The sequence below is a fragment of the Salegentibacter sp. T436 genome (assembly GCF_001932675.1).
In the GTDB taxonomy this organism is placed as follows: Bacteria; Bacteroidota; Bacteroidia; order Flavobacteriales; family Flavobacteriaceae; genus Salegentibacter; species Salegentibacter agarivorans.
This window is the reverse complement of the sequence record NZ_CP012872.1, coordinates 624,486-641,527: the sequence shown is the minus strand read 5'-3', so window position 1 is coordinate 641,527 and position 17,042 is coordinate 624,486. Positions and strand designations below refer to the sequence as shown.

The window sequence follows — 17,042 nt, the reverse complement described above, 5'->3', positions numbered from 1 at the left end:
AAAAATAAATTTAAGATGTTTAAAAATAAAACGCATACCACGAAGATGCTTAATATAATATAAAGGAGTTGGTCGCGAAGTTTATTTTTAGACACTACAGGCATTGCTAACATTAATTTAATCAAACTTAGCTAACAGGCGTTCGCGAATCAAGGGGATAATTCCCCTTTATAAAATTCTATTTTAAATAAAGAGAAGGTGTTTTATAGTCTATTACAGCCTTCCCTTTCTTTAAAATATCGGCACCAATAATACCGTGAACTTTTTCGGCTTCGTGATTAATAAGAGCTTCGTTAACATGCCTTAAATCAAATAGCACCAGGTCTACTTTTTTCTTTTTCCAACCTTTTATTTCAATTCGGTTTTTTTGGGCAATTTGTGTGAGCATATTGGTGGCACCTGCACCCGCAGCTTTAATATCACTATCTTCGGCAAGAAGTTTAAAATGTTCTACCGCTTCCAGGCCTACACAAGTGCTGGAAGCTCCTGTATCCAGGATAAAGTTTCCTTCAATATTATTAATTTTGGCTACCAATTCCAGGTGTTGGGTTTTGGTGTATTTCAGTTTTATGCGTTTAAAACCTTTTTCTTTTAGGAATTTTTTTAAAGATGACATTCTTTATGTTTTTCGCAAAGATAGGTCTTCAAAATAAATTATTTTTGCTTTTATGATTTTAACCGATACGCACATACATCTTTATAGCGAAGATTACGAAAAAGACCGTGACGAACTTATAGAAAACGCCTTTCAGCAAAATATTGAACGGTTTTTTCTTCCGGCCATAGATTCTGAAACTACCGAGGCTATGTACGAGTTGGAAGCCAGGTATCCAGAAAATGTTTTTTTAATGATGGGCTTGCATCCAACCCACGTGCAGGAGAATTATGAAGAGGAATTAATACATGTAGAAGAGCAGTTTGAAAGAAGAAGGTTTTATGCCGTAGGTGAGATAGGGATAGATTTGCATTGGGATAAAAGTACACTGGCAATTCAACAGGAAGCTTTTAGAAGACAAATAAAACTCGCTAAAAAATACAAGCTTCCCATAGTAATTCACTGTAGGAAGGCTTTTGATGAGATTTTTGATATTTTAGAAGAAGAAAAAAGCGACGATCTTTTTGGGATTTTTCATTGTTTTACCGGAAACCTGGAGCAGGCGAAACGCGCTCTTTCTTATAACCTGAAACTCGGAATTGGCGGGGTAGTTACCTTTAAAAATGGAAAAATAGATAAATTTCTGAATGAAATTCCACTTAAAGAAATCGTTTTGGAGACCGATGGGCCGTATTTGTCCCCAACGCCTTTCCGTGGAAGGCGTAACGAACCTGAATATCTTATAAAAGTAGCAGAAAAACTTGCTGAAATATATGAAAAACCACTAGCCGAAATTGCTGAAATAACTACTCAGAATTCAAAAGATATATTTGGGATATAAAGGAGGTTAAAATTAAAATTTGTTCATTTGCCTAGCTAACACAATTTTGCGTGAAAGAATTTGAAGACATAAGGTTTTACAACGAGAATGAGGTGCAACCTGCCTTGCAGGAGCACATGAGACATCCCATGTTTAAAACACTGTTGCAGTTTACGTTTCCTGAGAAAAGTTCAGGGGAAATTGCTGCAATTATAGGAGAATGCCATTCTATCAGGGATTTTCAAACTAAAGTAATTTATAATTCGGTATTAAAAGTTATTGAAAAAAGTACGGAAGGACTTACTTACAATGGTTTTGAAAAATTAGACAGCGATCAACCTTATTTTTATATATCCAATCATCGCGACATTATTCTGGATACTTCCTTGCTGAATACTTCTTTGTATGAGCAGGATCTTATTATGACGGCTTCAGCTATTGGAGATAATCTGGTACAAAAGCCTTTTCTCATGGCCCTATCCCGCTTAAACAGGAATTTCCTGGTAAAACGCGGACTTAGCCCCAGGGAAATGCTTAAAAGTTCCATGGTACTTTCAGAATATATAAAGCAGTTGCTCCTGGAAGAAGGTAGATCGGTTTGGATGGCGCAGCGAGAGGGTAGAACCAAAGATGGCAGCGATTACACTCAACAAGGAGTATTAAAAATGCTTGCTATGGCTAAAGGCAAAAAAAGCCTGGCCGAGTATTTTGCCGAACTAAAAATTGTTCCGGTAGCGATTTCTTATGAATTTGATCCTACCGATATTTTAAAAATGCCCGAACTTCTTGCCAAACGAATGAAAGAAGAATATGTAAAATCGGCTAACGAAGATTTTAATTCTATTATGCAAGGTGCTCTTGGCAATAAAGGGCGTATTCATATAAGTGCTGGAAAAGTGCTTGGTAAAGAAGTTTTTGAAACGATTGAAAATGAACATTCTTCTTTAAATGCACAGCTTAAAGCCGTGGCATCTAAAGTAGATGAACATATCTATAAAAATTACAAATTGTGGCCGGCAAATTATATTGCTTTCGATTTGTTGAAGAATTCAGGAACTTACGCTGAAAAATATTCAGATAAAGAAAAAAGGCAGTTTGAGCGCCGACTTAGCCGAAGGGTAGATGTAAAAAATTCCCTGGAACTAAACAGTTATTTATTAATGTATGCAAATCCTGTAATAAATAAAGAAGCGCTATATGAAGAAAAGAGCTAAAATCTTACTTATTTATACCGGGGGGACCATTGGTATGATTAAGGATTATGATTCTGGAGCCCTTAAAGCCTTTAATTTTGATGAATTACTACAAAATATTCCAGAGCTTAAAATTCTGGAGCACGAAATAGACACCCTAAGTTTTGACGATCCTATAGATTCCTCTAATATGAATGTGGAATGCTGGGTGAAAGTTGCCAATACAATTAATGAAAACTTTGAAACCTACGATGGTTTTGTGGTATTGCATGGCAGCGATACTATGTCTTACACAGCATCCGCGCTTAGTTTTATGTTTGAGAATTTAACTAAACCCATTATTTTTACCGGGTCACAATTACCTATTGGAGATTTAAGAACAGACGCTAAAGAAAATCTTATTACCAGTATTCAAATTGCCGGTTTACAGAAGAATGGAAAACCGGTTATTTCTGAAGTTGGGCTTTATTTTGAATATAAATTATATCGCGCCAATAGAACTACAAAGATTAATGCCGAACATTTTCAGGCTTTTGCTTCGTTAAATCATCATCCCTTAGCTGAATCTGGTGTATATCTTTCTGTTAATTACAATGCTTTATGGCGTCCAAATCGCCGACAAAAAACAAAATTGCACACAGGATTTAATAATGAAGTGCTTATTTTAAAGATTTTTCCGGGGATAAATGCAAAAACCGTAGAATATATGTTGTCAAAACCCGGTCTAAAAGGAGTGGTTTTGGAAACTTACGGAAGCGGAAATGCCCCCAGTGATGAGTGGTTTCTGGATATTCTAAAAAGAAAAATTTCTGAAGGATTATTCGTAGTAAATGTTACCCAATGTATTGGAGGAAGCGTAGTTATGGGTCAGTACGAAACCAGTGTTCAACTTAAAAAAATAGGGGTGGTATCTGGCAAAGATATTAGTACTGAAGCTGCGGTTGCAAAATTAATGTATCTTTTAGGAAAAGAATTGTCTCCTAAAGTGTTTAAAACTATCTTTGAAACTTCTCTTAGAGGGGAAATGTCATAAAATTAACGGCAGATGCTTGACGAAGTATATTTTTTTTCGTTATTTGGCGCACCGTTTAGAAAACGTTAAGAAAGAGAGGTGGCCGAGTGGTCGAAGGCGCACGCCTGGAAAGTGTGTATACGCCACAAGCGTATCGAGGGTTCGAATCCCTTCCTCTCTGCAATAATTATTATATTTTTATTAAAAATTTATTTTTATATCTTTAACCCTTTAACTAATTAAATTAAGACAAACAGTAATGAAAAGATTATTTTCTATTTTGGTAATCGCCGCGGTGATGGTACTTGGAGCCGGAAACCTTAATGCGGCCAATAATGTTAACACATTACCTGGTACAATTGTAAACTTTGTACAAGATGAAGAGGCTGCAGCTGCCGCAGATGAGGCAGAGGAAGAAACTCTTGGTTTTCATCAGGAACTTAAAAAACGATTTATAGAAGGTGGTCCTGCATTTATGGGGATTGTTCTTTTATGTTTAATTCTTGGTTTGGCTGTTGCCATAGAGAGAATTATCTTTTTAAACCTTTCTACAACTAACACCAAAAAATTGGCTAGAGATGTAGAAGACGCTTTAAATAGTGGTGGTGTAGAGTCTGCTAAGGAAGTTTGTAGAAATACAAAAGGACCTGTTGCTTCTATCTACTATCAGGGTCTTGACCGTGCAGACGAAAGTATTGACGCGGCAGAAAAAGCTGTTGTAGCTTACGGTGGAGTACAAATGGGACAGTTAGAGAAAAACGTTTCCTGGTTGTCTTTATTTATCGCTATTGCTCCTATGCTTGGTTTCATGGGTACTGTAATTGGTATGATTACCGCCTTCGATAGAATTGAAGCTGCTGGTGATATGCAACCATCTCTTGTTGCCGGAGGTATTAAAGTGGCACTTCTTACAACCGTATTTGGTTTGATCGTGGCTATTATTCTTCAAATATTTTATAACTATATTATCGCTAAAATAGATAGTATTGTAAACGATATGGAAGATGCATCTATCACTCTTATCGATATGTTGGTAGCTTACAAAAACAAAAAAAGAATCTAAGACCAGATTAAATTATGACTTTACATAAAATATTAAAATATGTATCTATCGTATTAGGCGTTGTAGGTCTTATCCTTTTGGGAAGGATCCTTGCCGAAGACGGTGATGCTATAGAGGCCTCGGCCGATTTACAGAATAGTCTGCTTACACCAATAATGTATTTGTCTTATTTCGTGTTACTGGTTGTTCTTGTATTGGTTGCAATCTTTGTGATAAAAGGTCTGTTTAAAGGAAATATTAAAAACACACTTATCGCTGTTGGTGCATTTATTGCAGTTATTGTAATTGCATACCTTGTAACCGATGGAACTCAAATGACGCTTAAAGATGGAGATATACTCTCTGCTAATGCGGCACATTGGATAAGTGCAGGTTTAGTAACATTCTATATCCTTGCTGGAATTGCAATTTTAGCAATGGTTATTTCAGGAGTTAAAAAATTAACTAAATAAGAATATGGCAAGAAGAGAAGCACCAGAGGTTAATGCCGGTTCTATGGCCGATATTGCTTTCTTGCTACTAATCTTCTTTCTGGTAACAACAACCATTGAGACAGATAGCGGGATTAGCAGGAAGTTGCCGGAATGGCAGCCTGAAGAACAGGATCCGCCGGTAATTAAAGAACGAAACATCTTCCAGGTACTGGTTAATGCAAATAACCAATTACTGGTAGAAGATGAGGAGATGGAGATTGAGGAATTAAGACAGGCAGCTGTAGAATTTCTTGACAATGGAGGAGGAACAGGCGAAGAGGCTTGTGACTTCTGCCAGGGAGCCGGAGACCCAGCTTCTTCTGTTAACCCAACGAAAGCTATTATTTCTTTGGTAAATAACAGGGGAACCGAGTATGGAACTTATATCGCGGTACAAAACGAACTTGTAGCGGCTTATAACCAACTTAGAGATAGGGAAGCCGAACGTTTATTTGGTACTAGCTTTACAGCAATGGAAGCCAGGTATAACGACTCACGTACAAGCGAAGGTGATAAAGAAACTTTGAAGGAGAGAATTGAACTTATTAAAGATATGATCCCTCAAAAGCTTTCTGAAGCCGAGCCTACGAGTTAATAACCTTAATATAAAACTTAAATTTAAGACTTAATTATGTCTAAATTCAAAAAGAAAAAGAGCGAAGGGCAACCAGCCATTAGTACAGCATCCTTACCAGATATTGTATTTATGTTACTGTTCTTCTTTATGGTTGTTACCGTGATGCGTCAGAATACGTTAATGGTTGAAAATAAACTTCCATTCGCTGATCAGGTTGAAAAACTGGATAAGAAGGATCTTGTAATGTACATTTACGCCGGTAAACCCAGCCCACGCTACCAGGAAAGATTTGGTAGTGAGGCAAGGATTCAGTTAAATGATAAGTTTGCCAGTGTTGGCGAAGTACAACAATTCATTTTTGCTGAAAGGGAAACTAAACGTGAAGAGTTAATACCATATCTTACAACTGCCCTTAAGGTAGATGAAGAAACAAATATGGGATTGGTTTCAGATATCAAACAAGAATTGAGAAAAGCTGAAGCTCTTAAAATTAACTATACCACTAAAGAAGGTGACGCACTGCAAAATATGCAATAATTACCAATAGGTATTTTTTCAAAACTGTATAAACATCCTGTCAAAATATAATATTTGGCAGGATGTTTTTTTATCTTTAAACTCAATATAGCCGTGGTTTAAAATGAATAGAATATACTACCTTGTTTTCTTCTTTATATTTTTTTCTACGCCGTTATTGGCCCAAACCGAAGAAGAAATTAGATTAAAAAGCATCCCAGACTCCGTTCCGGTGGTAATAGATAGTTTGTACCGGGAAGATCAGTTTTACATTGGGCTAACCTTTAATTTAATAAGCAACAAACCTGAAGCTATATCCCAATCTGGATTTTCCGGAGGGATTCACACCGGATTTACAAGAGATTTCCCCATAAATAAACGTCGAAATATCGCTATTGCAGCCGGTTTAGGCTGGTCTTTGAATAGCTATAGTCACAATTTGTTTATAGGGGAAGATGATAACGGAGAAACCATCTTTAGAAGCTTAACACGAGACATTGATTATAGTACAAATCGCTTTACTGCACAATTAATTGAAGCTCCCCTGGAGTTTCGCTGGCGTACTTCCACTCCAGAAACTTATAAATTTTGGAGAATTTATACCGGATTAAAATTCGGTTATATCTATCATTTTAGGAGTAATTTTGTACAACCAGATAATCAGGTGGTTCAAACTGATGTGCCAGAGTTAGATCGTTTCCGGCTGGGGGCAACCTTTACTTTTGGCTATAATACTTTCAATTTTCATGTTTATTACAGCCTAAATTCCCTTTTTCCTGAAGCTCGTTTAAATGAAGAGACTATAGATATTTCGGTCTTTAGGGTTGGACTTATGTTCTATATTCTATAACCAGAAATATAAAACCAAAGACTGCGGAATTACCCCACAAAATAAACCAAGTAAAAGTTCATTATAGGTGTGTGCTTTGTAATAAAGCCTTGAGGAAGCAGTAATACCCAGCGCGAGAATTAAAAAACTAATGGTGTAGGTTAAGTTTAATTGAAAGTTGAGGCTTACACCTATTAAGAATATTATAAGCCCGCTAAGCGCCATTATATGTAAACTTGCTTTTAACCGGAACAATACTAGAGTAAAGGCCAGTAAAGTGGAAAAAAGAATACCTATAAAAAAATAATATAATGCGGCATAATTATAAGCATTCAAAATCTGGTTGAGCACCATGGTGATTAAAATGGCAAAGAAAAGCAAAGGCCATCTACGCTCGCGTACATCTTCTAAAAAGATTGATTGAGCCTTTCCCAGGTTTTTAAGCAAAAAGTAAAATACAACGGGAATAAATACGGTTAAAATTGCAATGGCAAGAAGTTTTGCCTGCATTACACCCGGCGGGAAAAATCTCGGTGTAAATAAAAAATAAAGTAAACTCCCTGCTAGCGGTATCCAAAGCGGATGAAATATAAAGGAGGCGCTTTTTAAAAGGAATTTCATTAAATTTCTTTTCGCAATCTTGCAACCGAAATATCTAATTGTTCCCTGTATTTTGCTACGGTTCGCCTGGCAATTGGATACCCTTTATCTTTTAAAACCTTAGCGAGCTTCTCATCGGTAAGCGGTTTTCGCTTGTCTTCTTCTTCAATAGACATCTCCAGGATCTTTTTAATCTCCCGGGTAGAAACATCTTCTCCCTGGTCGTTTTTCATAGATTCAGAGAAGAATTCTTTTATGAGCTTTGTTCCGTAGGGAGTGTCTACATATTTACTGTTGGCTACACGTGAAACGGTAGAAACATCCATTTCAATCTCATCGGCGATATCTTTTAAAATCATTGGACGTAGATTTCGTTCGTCGCCGGTAAGAAAATATTCTTTTTGATAGTTCATAATAGAACTCATCGTTACCATTAAGGTTTGCTGTCTTTGTTTTATAGCTTCAATAAACCACTTTGCAGCATCGAGTTTTTGTTTTATAAACATCACCGCATCTTTCTGCGCTTTTGTTTTTTCTTTAGATTCCTTGTAACCCTTCAGCATATCGCTATAATCACGAGAGACGTGCATTTGTGGTGCATTTCTTCCGTTAAGACTTAATTCTAAATCTCCATCTACAATTTTAATGGTAAAATCTGGAATTACGTGTTCTACCATTCGGGTGTTTCCTGAATAAGAACCGCCGGGTTTTGGATTTAAGTGTTCAATAACATCTATGGCTTCCCTTAATTCATCTTCAGAAATATCGTGTCTTGAAAGAATTTTGGTGTAATGTTTTTTACTGAATTGATCAAAAGATCTTTCCAGTATGTCTTCAGCCATTTCTACGCCTTTTGTCGGCTCTTTGCGTCTTAATTGAATAAGTAGGCATTCCTGAAGCGATCTGGCACCTACGCCGGCTGGATCAAGTTCCTGCACCTTTTTCAGCACTTTCTCTACCGAAGCTTCATCTGTATAAATATTCTGGGTAAAAGCCAGGTCGTCTACCACGTCCTGTAGTTCTCTTCTCAAATAACCACTTTCATCTACGCTACCTACTAAAAAAGCGGCAATTTGTTCTTCGGTTTCATCAAACCTAAGCGTACTTAATTGCGTGGTTAAATATTGTGTAAACGAAGTTCCAGAAGCGTAAGGCACGCTTTTCTCGTCATCGTCTGCACTGTAATTATTGGCTTGCAGCCTGTAACTTGGTACTTCATCGTCGCTTAAATATTCATCAACATCAATTTCAGCTTCTATAGATTCGGTTCCTTCATCTTCTCGCTCTCTATCACTATAATCGTCTTCATATTCCTCATACTCATCCTTGGTTTCCACCTTACCATCTTCCAAAGCCGGATTTTCTTCCAGTTCCTGTTTTATACGCTGCTCAAAAGCCTGCGTAGGAAGTTGTATAAGCTTCATCAGCTGGATTTGCTGGGGGGAAAGCTTTTGGGATAATTTGAGATTTAATTGCTGTTTAAGCATATATTTATTTTCCTTTACTCACCTGCGGGTGAGATTTATTCTATTTTAACGCAAGGTCAAAACAATTGTTGTTTACTACAAAAATAAGCAAAACAATGCGACACAGCCTTTGGCATAGTAAATGATTGTGGTAAAATTTTGTTAAGTATTCTTAGAGAAACTCTTAATTTCTCTGAATTTCTTCGGAAGCGGAAGTTCTAAATTCAAATTATTTTTATTCACAGGATGTATAAATTCAAGCCCGGTGGCTGCTAGAAACAAGCCACCTTTTTTTATGATTTTTGAAGGTTTACCATAAAGTTTATCGCCCACAATTGGATTTCTATGTTTTGCAAGATGAATTCTTATTTGGTGGGTTCTACCGGTTTTAGGAAAAGCTTTAACCAGGCTAAAATCTTCGTTTTTAAGCTGAAAATGTTCTAGAACCTCAATGTGGGTTTCCGCATCTTTTTCTTCAATTTTATCGTTTAAAATAACTGAAGCAGAAAGACTTCCAAAGACAAGCGCAACATAACTTTTTTGAATCTTTTTTTCTTCAAATAACCTGTTTAAATCTACCTGCACCGCTTTGTTTTTAGCAATAAGCAATAAACCCGAAGTTGGATTGTCTAAACGGTGAACGGGTAGGGGAGCCGGTAGTGCATCTTTGGCTTTAGATTCATTTAAATTAAAACCTAAAGCATTCTCAATAGTTTTAAAGTAATTTCCGCTGGTGGGAATTCCGGCTGGTTTATGAATAACCGCCAGGTAATCATCTTCAAAAATCACTTCCAGTTTTAAAGTGAATACTTTTCTTACTGGATTTTCGGATTCAAGCAATTCCAGTTTTTGACCTTCCTTAATCCAGTCTGAAGTTTTTGCGGGTTGCCTGTCTAAAAGGATAAGTTCTTTTTTTAAAGCCTTCTTAAGCGAGCTTTTGGTGGGAAGGGAAGCAAAGATAGAAACCGCATATTCTTGTAACCTGATTTTTTCAGTTATTACGGGAACAATATGCGTTTCTCTAATTTTCAATGGTCAGGTGGTTATTATAAACTAAAAGCTTTCGTCAAGCTGAACTTGTTTCAGCTTCTAACATGATGCAAATTTTTAATCAAATTAGATCCTGAAATAAATTCAGGACGGGACATAGACAAGAATAAAAAAACCTCACAAGTTTTGAAAGCCTGTGAGGTTTTTAAAATATCTTAAAACTCAGCGTTACCGGGGAATCTTGGGAATGGAATTACATCCCTGATATTTCCCATTCCGGTTACGAATTGTACCAGTCTCTCAAACCCAAGTCCGAAGCCACTGTGAACACAGGTTCCAAACTTACGAGTATCAAGGTACCACCACAATTCTTTTTCGTCTATATTTAATTCCTTCATTTTATTTTGAAGCACGTCTAAACGCTCTTCCCTTTGTGAACCGCCAACAATTTCTCCAATTCCTGGGAAAAGTATGTCCATTGCTCTTACGGTTTTACCGTCTTCGTTAAGACGCATATAAAAAGCTTTAATATTTGCGGGATAATCGAATAAAATTACCGGGCATTTAAAATGTTTTTCAACTAAAAAACGTTCGTGTTCACTTTGCAGATCGGCGCCCCATTCTTCAATAATATAGTTGAACTTCTTCTTTTTATTGGGCTTTGAATTTTTAAGAATTTCGATAGCTTCAGTATAACTAACTCTCTTAAAGTTGTTATCTATTACAAAATGAAGTTTCTCCAATAATCCCAATCCGCTGCGGTCTGCTTTTGGTTTGGCTTCTTCTTCAGCTTTAAAACGTTTGTCTAAAAACTCAAGGTCGTCATGGCAATGATCTAAAATATATTTAAGTACATATTTTATAAAATCTTCAGCTAAATCCATATTGCCGTCCAGATCACAAAAAGCAACTTCAGGCTCTATCATCCAGAATTCGGCTAAATGGCGGGAAGTATTAGAATTTTCAGCTCTAAATGTTGGACCAAAAGTATAGATCTGCCCAAGTCCCATCGCGTAGGCTTCACCTTCCAGTTGTCCTGAAACCGTTAAATTAGTCTCTTTTCCGAAGAAATCTTCACGAAAATCTATACTGCCATCTTCATTCTTTGGCGGGTTTTCCATATCTAAAGCGCTAACTCTAAACATTTCGCCGGCACCTTCGGCATCACTTCCCGTAATAATTGGAGTGTTTACATAATGAAAGTTATTTTGCTGAAAATAACTATGCACGGCAAAAGACAGTTTAGATCGCACACGCATAATGGCGCCAAAAGTATTTGTGCGCACACGTAAATGTGCCTGCTCTCTTAGTTTTTCCAGGCTGTGTCGCTTTGGTGAAAGAATGGTAAGTTTTACTTCTTCGGGATTTGCATCGCCAAGAATTTTAAACTCTTTTACCTCAATCTCAACTCGTTGCTGATTTCCCTGGCTTTCAACCAAAGTTCCTTTTACAGAAACGGCAGCACCAACGGTGATTCTTTTAAGCTCGTCCTGGTCAAAATTCTCAAAATCTATTACACATTGCAGGTTGTTAATGGTAGATCCATCGTTTAAGGCAATAAAGCGATTGCTCCTAAAAGAACGAACCCAGCCGTTCACCTCAAATTCCTGTAGAAATTGATTGCTGTCTAATATTTCAGCAATTTTTGCTTGTATCATTTATGTTAGATTTAGAAAAAACAAATATAATTTATCCGTCTCAGCCTGCAAAGCAAGCCGGTTTTTATTAATCACACTAGGAGGTTAATTCCCCAAGCGCTTTGTTGATTATCTTTCTGAATTTTTAGATTCCTCTTTTTCAATTTCGGCTTCGTCTTCGTCGGTTTCAATAATCTTCATTGCGGGTTCTTTCATAACCTCTTTGTTGGCAATATTTTTCTCTAAGGAAAGCAATAAAGAAGGAAGTAATAATAAATTAGCCAGCATTGCGAAAAGTAAGGTTGCCGAAACAAGACCACCCAGGGCTACAGTTCCGCCAAAACTACTAATCATAAATACCGAAAATCCGAAAAACAGCACAATAGAAGTATAAAACATACTAACTCCTGTTTCCCGTAGCGCCGCGTAAACCGATCGTTTAATTCTCCAATTATTAGCTTTTAATTCCTGCCTGTATTTTGCTAAAAAATGAATGGTATCATCTACCGAAATTCCAAAAGCTATACTAAACACCAGGATTGTAGAAGGTTTTATAGGAACACCTAAAAAGCCCATCATTCCTGCAGTTACCAGCAAGGGTAGTAGGTTAGGAACAAGGGAAACAATAATCATTCTGAACGATCTAAACATCCAGGCCATAAATATTGCAATTAATAAAATGGCCAAGGAAAGCGAAATAATAAGATTTTTTACCAGGTAATTGGTTCCTTTTTGGAAGATAAAAGCTTTACCCGTCATTGAAATTTCGTAGCGTTCCTGGGGGAAAATTTTATTAATCTGGGGCCAGAGGTCTTCTTCCAGTTCTTCCATTTTATCGGTTCCCACATCTTTCATATAGGTGGTAATTCTCGCATACCTTCCCGTACTGTCTATATACGAAGTGAGTAGGTTTTCATTTGAAGAAAATCCTTTGGTGTACGGCATTATAAAGTTTTGTTCCTGTGAACTCGGTAATTGATAATATTGGGCATCGCCATTATAAAAAGCCTGTTTAGAATATTTTACCAGCCGGGTTATGGAAATTGGTTGGGAAAGTTCAGGAATTTCAGCGAGATGATTTTCCAGTTCTTCCATGCGTTTAAGCGTGGCAGGTTTTAAAACGCCATTTTTACGTTTTGTATCCACAAGAATTTCTAAAGGCATTACCCCGTCAAATTCTTCTTCAAAAAATTTAATATCCTGGAAGAATTCAGCTTCTTCGGGCATATCTTCTAATAAACTTCCCGAGATCTTTATGGTGTAAATTCCAATAATGCTCACAACCAGAAGAACTATAGAGGTTATATAAATACTAATGCGGCGGTGTCTCACCATTTGCTCCATCCAGTTCACAAAACCGCCAATCCATCGCTTGTTAAGGTGTTTAAGGTGTTTACGCCTTGGCAAATTCATATAACTGTAGATAATTGGAATTATCAGCAGGCTGAGAATAAAAATCGCCACAATATTTATAGAAGCTACAATACCAAATTCCTTTAGGAGCGTGCTATCGGTAAGTATAAAAGTTGCAAAACCAGATGCGGTGGTAATATTGGTCATTAAAGTGGCATTTCCCACTTTGGTGATTACTCTTTGAAGTGATTTTGCCTGGTTTCCGTGTTTTTTAATTTCCTGTTGATATTTATTTATCAGAAAAATACAGTTGGGAATTCCTATTACAATAATTAATGGCGGGATAAGTGCAGTAAGTACCGTGATTTCATAATTAAACAAGCCTATTACCCCAAAGGCCCACATTACCCCAATGCAAACCGTGATCATAGAAATAATCGTTGCTCTAATAGATCTGAAAAAGAAGAAAAATATAAGCGATGTCACCCCAAGTGCTGCGAGAATAAAAAGCCCTATTTCATCAATTATATTCTGGGAATTCAAGGTTCTTATGTAAGGCATTCCAGAGACTTTTACGTCTATGCCTGTTTTTTCTTCAAAATTAGCAATGAGGGGTTGCAGCTCATCTATAACAAAGGTTTTGCGTTCTTTAGAATTAACGATTTCTTTATTTAAATAAATAGCCGATTGTAAGGTGTTGGAATGTGAACTATAGACCAGGTTTTCATAAAATGGTAACTCATTGTAAAGTTGATCCTGATATTGTTGAAGTTCTTCTTCGGTAGGATTATCTTCAGTAATAAAAGGCACCATCTCAAATCGGCTGGGATCTTCAAACTTCTTTAATTGCTGAAGATTACTAACCGAAATTGCATAATCTACCGCAGGGAAGGCTTCTAAAGTTTTGGTAAGCTCTTTCCACGCTTCAAAATTTTCCGGTTTAAAGAGGGTAGAATCTTTTACGCCAAGCAAAACCAAATTCCCTTCCTCTCCAAATTTATCTAGAAACTCATTATAGGCAATATTGTCTTCGTGATCGTCTGGTAAAAGGTTGGCTTCGGTATAAGAAAAACGCATATTTTTCCACTGTGTGGAAAGAAATACCGTAGTGGCGATTATAAGTAAAAGTATAATAATCCTGTTCCGCAAAATTAATCGCGCAATTGAGTTCCAGAATCCGAAACTAAAAATCTTGGCCATGGGAAGTTTTTAAGCGAGCGCAAAGGTATAAAAAGGAAGCCTATTTAATGCTGTTTAAACTCCTAAAGTAGCTCAGGATTAAATATCTAAATGAAAAGTGAATTTAAATGCGAAATTTTCATCAAAAGTAGGCAGACTATAGGGGCCATAGCGGTAGGCCGCTCCCAGGCCAAAACCTACAAGTATTTTTTGTAGTTCTATTCCAAATTCATGATAACCCTGTTCTAAACTTTTAAACGGAATACTATGCCTTTCTGGATGGCTAATATCTCCAATGGCGTGGCGGGAAATAAATACAAGTTCTGGCTGAATTAACCGGTGAATATTTATGGGTCTTAATTGATGCTTTATGTGCAACATAGCCTGCTTATCGCTAAAAAACTCGTTATAAAACATGGTTTCAAAACTGCGTCTTCCCGCTACTGAAAACCGCCTAAGGATACCCTTCCGCCTGGGGCTGTTTGGCAGCGAATGAAATAAATGCGTAAGCGGAACTTCGCCTGTGGCATAATTACCTTCCAGGATAATTTCGGTTCGGGATTGGTTAAGTCTTTTTATTTCGTGTTCTACCAAAAGCCCAAATTTGGTATAATCAAAATCGCTTCCGCCAATTCCAGAAATTCCTTTAGTGATTTGGCCCGTAAACTTTGGGTAACCTTTTTCTATTAATTTGGTAGCATTTGGTGTTTTTAGAAATTTAGCAAATGGCCGCCATAAAAAAGAAAATGTAGCTTCAGAAAGCGTGTATTTAGAAAATTCCTGGCCGTTCAGCAAAAAGCTGTAATCTCGAATTTGATAAATATTGCTTTTAGACAACCGAAGTTCAGTTTTAAAATTAGACCCGAATCTATGGGTTAAACCACTGCTTAACGTGCGATGTTCGTAGAAAAAATTAATATTTACAAAGCGTGGTTCTATAATAGAAAAATCGTTTTTGCCTTGTAGATAATTAAAACTTCCGGTTTCAACAATATCGCGGGTGTAGTTGAATTTAAGATCGGTTTCGGTAGTCTTATTTAAATGAATTGAGGTCCCGAGGTTATACTTAAATACTTCATCTTTGGTGCCATATACCAGGTAGCCGTTTAAACTGAATTTTTTAGATAATTGTTCGTTGGTCTTCCCGCCAAATCCCAGGCGAATGCCTTCGTAGTTATTGAATTTAAAGAATTTGCCAAGATCAAAATCCCAAAATCCCACCGGATAATAACCTGTAGCAATCGATTTTTGAAAGCTTATTTTTTCTTCAACTTCTTTTTCCTTAATAAGTCGTTCTGCTCGTTGGCGACTTAGCTTGTTTTGTGTACTTAAAATTTCGGTTCTGTTTTCTTTCCAAAAAAGATCTTCCCGGGAATTCGCATCAGTTTTAACCAAAATTTCAGCTGAGCTTTCTAAGCTCTCTTCAGAATTCAACTGAATATCAAAATTAGTGCTGGTTACATTTAAAAACAGGTTAGGATCACTTCTTCCCGGGGCAAGAATATTATTTAGAATAGATTCTTTTTTCTGAAGTGTTCCTGTAGAAATAACTCCGCCAAAAACCGAAATCGCCTGGTCCCCATTTCCTGGTCTAATGGTGATTTTTTGAGTTTTTGGAAACCATAAATTTTCGTCGGGGAAATATTTGTATTCCTGATCTATTTCTAGTTTTATAGCACCCAGAAGCTGGGCTTTTGTCTGCTGTATGGCGTATGTTTTGGTGTCTAAATAAAGCACCCCTTCTAAACCTGCAACCGCACGTTGCCTTTTAGGTTTAAAATAAATTACATAAGCGGGGCGGGAAGTGGTAGTGGTATCTAAAATTTTAAACGAATAATTTCTGAAAGCAGAATTTTGCAAGGGCGCGGCATAATCTGTTTCAAAAATTCTAAAATCTTTATCGTAGAGTGAAAATGGATTTACCGAAAGCGATAAAATCTCGTACACCGGGTCTTCAAATCCGGCGGTTTTTAAAGCCTGAACTTCTTCTTTTAAACCATCTGCCTGGGAAAAATAAAATCTTGAAACTTTTTCTGAAAAATAACTTGCAGCCGAATTTATAATGGTGCCAATTTCGAGATTGGTGCTATCGCTCGCCATTTCCAATGCGGCGGTTTCATTGTCTACAATAAATTTATTATAGTTTTTAAAATTGAATTTTTGCAGTTTTTCTTCAGGATCGTTTTCGGGCTTTCGGGCGATTGCTTTTTCAATTATTGCATTCGCTTTATTTTTTTCTGAAGAAATAGTTACAGTAGCAAGGCTTTCAATTTTAGGAGTCAATTTAATTCTTACAAATTCTACATCTTTTGAAACTTTGAAGTTTTGTGTTTCAAAACCCACATAAGAAATACTAAGTTGGGTTTCATTTTTTGTAAGCGTAATTGAAAAACTGCCGTCTATTTTGCTTAAATCTTCTTTATCACCATAGGTTATTTTAGCGTAGGCGAGGGGATCGCCGGTTTGTTCGTTTACAATTCTTCCTCTTAGGTTTTGCTGAGCAAAAACATTAAAGGAAAAAAACAGAAAAATAAGCAATAACGGAGAGCGCATAGGTTTTTCTGAATTATGAACAAATTGATTAATCACTAAAATAAAAAAGGCTGTTTGAGAAACTTATTGTCGTCAAGCTTTCCTTTCCCTAAACTTCGGGAGTATTCAGCTTCCAGTTTAGATCCTGAAGCCAGTTCAGGATGACGATTTTAAAATTCTTCAAACAGCCTCTAAAATAACAAGAGA

Annotated in this window: 15 protein-coding genes and 1 tRNA gene; 9 read left to right on the top strand and 7 right to left on the bottom strand. The window is 36.7% G+C overall.

Features of this window, described 5'->3' with window-relative positions; genetic code table 11:
• Nucleotides 1-178: 178 nt before the first annotated feature.
• Nucleotides 179-616, bottom strand: coding sequence for a retropepsin-like aspartic protease (locus AO058_RS02770; RefSeq protein ID WP_075325130.1), 438 nt, complete (start codon nucleotides 614-616; stop codon nucleotides 179-181).
• A gap of 52 nt (nucleotides 617-668) precedes the next feature.
• Here AO058_RS02770 and AO058_RS02765 point away from each other — a divergent pair, with 52 nt between their 5' ends.
• The 9 genes from AO058_RS02765 (at nucleotide 669) to AO058_RS02725 (ending at nucleotide 7,099) form a co-directional block, all read left to right on the top strand.
• Nucleotides 669-1,436, top strand: coding sequence for a TatD family hydrolase (locus tag AO058_RS02765; protein WP_177195731.1), 768 nt, complete (start codon nucleotides 669-671; stop codon nucleotides 1,434-1,436).
• 50 nt (nucleotides 1,437-1,486) lie between these two features.
• Nucleotides 1,487-2,629, top strand: a complete 1,143-nt coding sequence (locus tag AO058_RS02760) for a 1-acyl-sn-glycerol-3-phosphate acyltransferase (protein ID WP_075325128.1) — start codon at nucleotides 1,487-1,489, stop codon at nucleotides 2,627-2,629.
• Nucleotides 2,613-3,641 (top strand): asparaginase, encoded by a 1,029-nt coding sequence (locus AO058_RS02755; RefSeq protein ID WP_075325127.1) that lies wholly within the window; start codon nucleotides 2,613-2,615, stop codon nucleotides 3,639-3,641. Before AO058_RS02760 ends, AO058_RS02755 begins: the two co-directional genes overlap by 17 nt.
• A gap of 72 nt (nucleotides 3,642-3,713) precedes the next feature.
• Nucleotides 3,714-3,801: transfer RNA gene (locus AO058_RS02750), tRNA-Ser, on the top strand.
• A gap of 78 nt (nucleotides 3,802-3,879) precedes the next feature.
• Nucleotides 3,880-4,683 (top strand): MotA/TolQ/ExbB proton channel family protein, encoded by an 804-nt coding sequence (locus tag AO058_RS02745; RefSeq protein ID WP_075325126.1) that lies wholly within the window; start codon nucleotides 3,880-3,882, stop codon nucleotides 4,681-4,683.
• Nucleotides 4,684-4,697: 14 nt separating this feature from the next.
• Nucleotides 4,698-5,135 carry a hypothetical protein gene (locus AO058_RS02740; protein WP_075325125.1) on the top strand — a complete coding sequence of 146 codons (438 nt, stop codon included), beginning with the start codon at nucleotides 4,698-4,700 and terminating at the stop codon, nucleotides 5,133-5,135.
• A 4-nt stretch (nucleotides 5,136-5,139) separates the two neighbouring features.
• Nucleotides 5,140-5,751: an ExbD/TolR family protein gene (locus tag AO058_RS02735; RefSeq protein ID WP_075325124.1), complete on the top strand. Its 612-nt coding sequence runs from the start codon at nucleotides 5,140-5,142 to the stop codon at nucleotides 5,749-5,751.
• Nucleotides 5,752-5,787: 36 nt separating this feature from the next.
• Nucleotides 5,788-6,270 (top strand): ExbD/TolR family protein, encoded by a 483-nt coding sequence (locus tag AO058_RS02730; protein WP_075325123.1) that lies wholly within the window; start codon nucleotides 5,788-5,790, stop codon nucleotides 6,268-6,270.
• A gap of 103 nt (nucleotides 6,271-6,373) precedes the next feature.
• Nucleotides 6,374-7,099 carry a porin family protein gene (locus tag AO058_RS02725; RefSeq protein ID WP_075325122.1) on the top strand — a complete coding sequence of 242 codons (726 nt, stop codon included), beginning with the start codon at nucleotides 6,374-6,376 and terminating at the stop codon, nucleotides 7,097-7,099.
• Here the strand turns inward: AO058_RS02725 and AO058_RS02720 are convergent.
• The 6 genes from AO058_RS02720 to AO058_RS02695 form a co-directional block, all read right to left on the bottom strand.
• Nucleotides 7,094-7,699: a hypothetical protein gene (locus AO058_RS02720; protein ID WP_075325121.1), complete on the bottom strand. Its 606-nt coding sequence runs from the start codon at nucleotides 7,697-7,699 to the stop codon at nucleotides 7,094-7,096. The genes AO058_RS02725 and AO058_RS02720 overlap by 6 nt on opposite strands.
• Nucleotides 7,699-9,165: an RNA polymerase factor sigma-54 gene (gene rpoN / locus AO058_RS02715; protein ID WP_075325120.1), complete on the bottom strand. Its 1,467-nt coding sequence runs from the start codon at nucleotides 9,163-9,165 to the stop codon at nucleotides 7,699-7,701. The genes AO058_RS02720 and rpoN overlap by 1 nt, the downstream gene beginning before the upstream one ends.
• Nucleotides 9,166-9,306: 141 nt before the next feature.
• Nucleotides 9,307-10,176: an RluA family pseudouridine synthase gene (locus AO058_RS02710; RefSeq protein WP_075325119.1), complete on the bottom strand. Its 870-nt coding sequence runs from the start codon at nucleotides 10,174-10,176 to the stop codon at nucleotides 9,307-9,309.
• Between the two features lie 173 nt (nucleotides 10,177-10,349).
• Entirely contained in the window at nucleotides 10,350-11,792 is a 1,443-nt protein-coding gene (gene asnS / locus AO058_RS02705) for an asparagine--tRNA ligase (RefSeq protein ID WP_075325118.1), read from the bottom strand.
• Between the two features lie 108 nt (nucleotides 11,793-11,900).
• Nucleotides 11,901-14,324: an efflux RND transporter permease subunit gene (locus AO058_RS02700; protein WP_075325117.1), complete on the bottom strand. Its 2,424-nt coding sequence runs from the start codon at nucleotides 14,322-14,324 to the stop codon at nucleotides 11,901-11,903.
• A 78-nt stretch (nucleotides 14,325-14,402) separates the two neighbouring features.
• On the bottom strand, nucleotides 14,403-16,856 hold the full coding sequence (locus tag AO058_RS02695; protein WP_075327865.1) for a DUF5686 family protein: 2,454 nt from the start codon (nucleotides 16,854-16,856) through the stop codon (nucleotides 14,403-14,405).
• Between the last annotated feature and the right edge of the window lie 186 nt (nucleotides 16,857-17,042).

Coding starts and splice junctions, on each gene's coding strand:
- AO058_RS02765 (WP_177195731.1), top strand. CDS start 669: ATGATTTTAACCGATACGCACATACATCTTTATAGCGAAGATTACGAA.
- AO058_RS02700 (WP_075325117.1), bottom strand. CDS start 14,324: ATGGCCAAGATTTTTAGTTTCGGATTCTGGAACTCAATTGCGCGATTA.
- rpoN (WP_075325120.1), bottom strand. CDS start 9,165: ATGCTTAAACAGCAATTAAATCTCAAATTATCCCAAAAGCTTTCCCCC.
- asnS (WP_075325118.1), bottom strand. CDS start 11,792: ATGATACAAGCAAAAATTGCTGAAATATTAGACAGCAATCAATTTCTA.
- AO058_RS02720 (WP_075325121.1), bottom strand. CDS start 7,699: ATGAAATTCCTTTTAAAAAGCGCCTCCTTTATATTTCATCCGCTTTGG.
- AO058_RS02740 (WP_075325125.1), top strand. CDS start 4,698: ATGACTTTACATAAAATATTAAAATATGTATCTATCGTATTAGGCGTT.
- AO058_RS02695 (WP_075327865.1), bottom strand. CDS start 16,856: ATGCGCTCTCCGTTATTGCTTATTTTTCTGTTTTTTTCCTTTAATGTT.
- AO058_RS02730 (WP_075325123.1), top strand. CDS start 5,788: ATGTCTAAATTCAAAAAGAAAAAGAGCGAAGGGCAACCAGCCATTAGT.
- AO058_RS02745 (WP_075325126.1), top strand. CDS start 3,880: ATGAAAAGATTATTTTCTATTTTGGTAATCGCCGCGGTGATGGTACTT.
- AO058_RS02735 (WP_075325124.1), top strand. CDS start 5,140: ATGGCAAGAAGAGAAGCACCAGAGGTTAATGCCGGTTCTATGGCCGAT.
- AO058_RS02770 (WP_075325130.1), bottom strand. CDS start 616: ATGTCATCTTTAAAAAAATTCCTAAAAGAAAAAGGTTTTAAACGCATA.
- AO058_RS02755 (WP_075325127.1), top strand. CDS start 2,613: ATGAAGAAAAGAGCTAAAATCTTACTTATTTATACCGGGGGGACCATT.
- AO058_RS02725 (WP_075325122.1), top strand. CDS start 6,374: ATGAATAGAATATACTACCTTGTTTTCTTCTTTATATTTTTTTCTACG.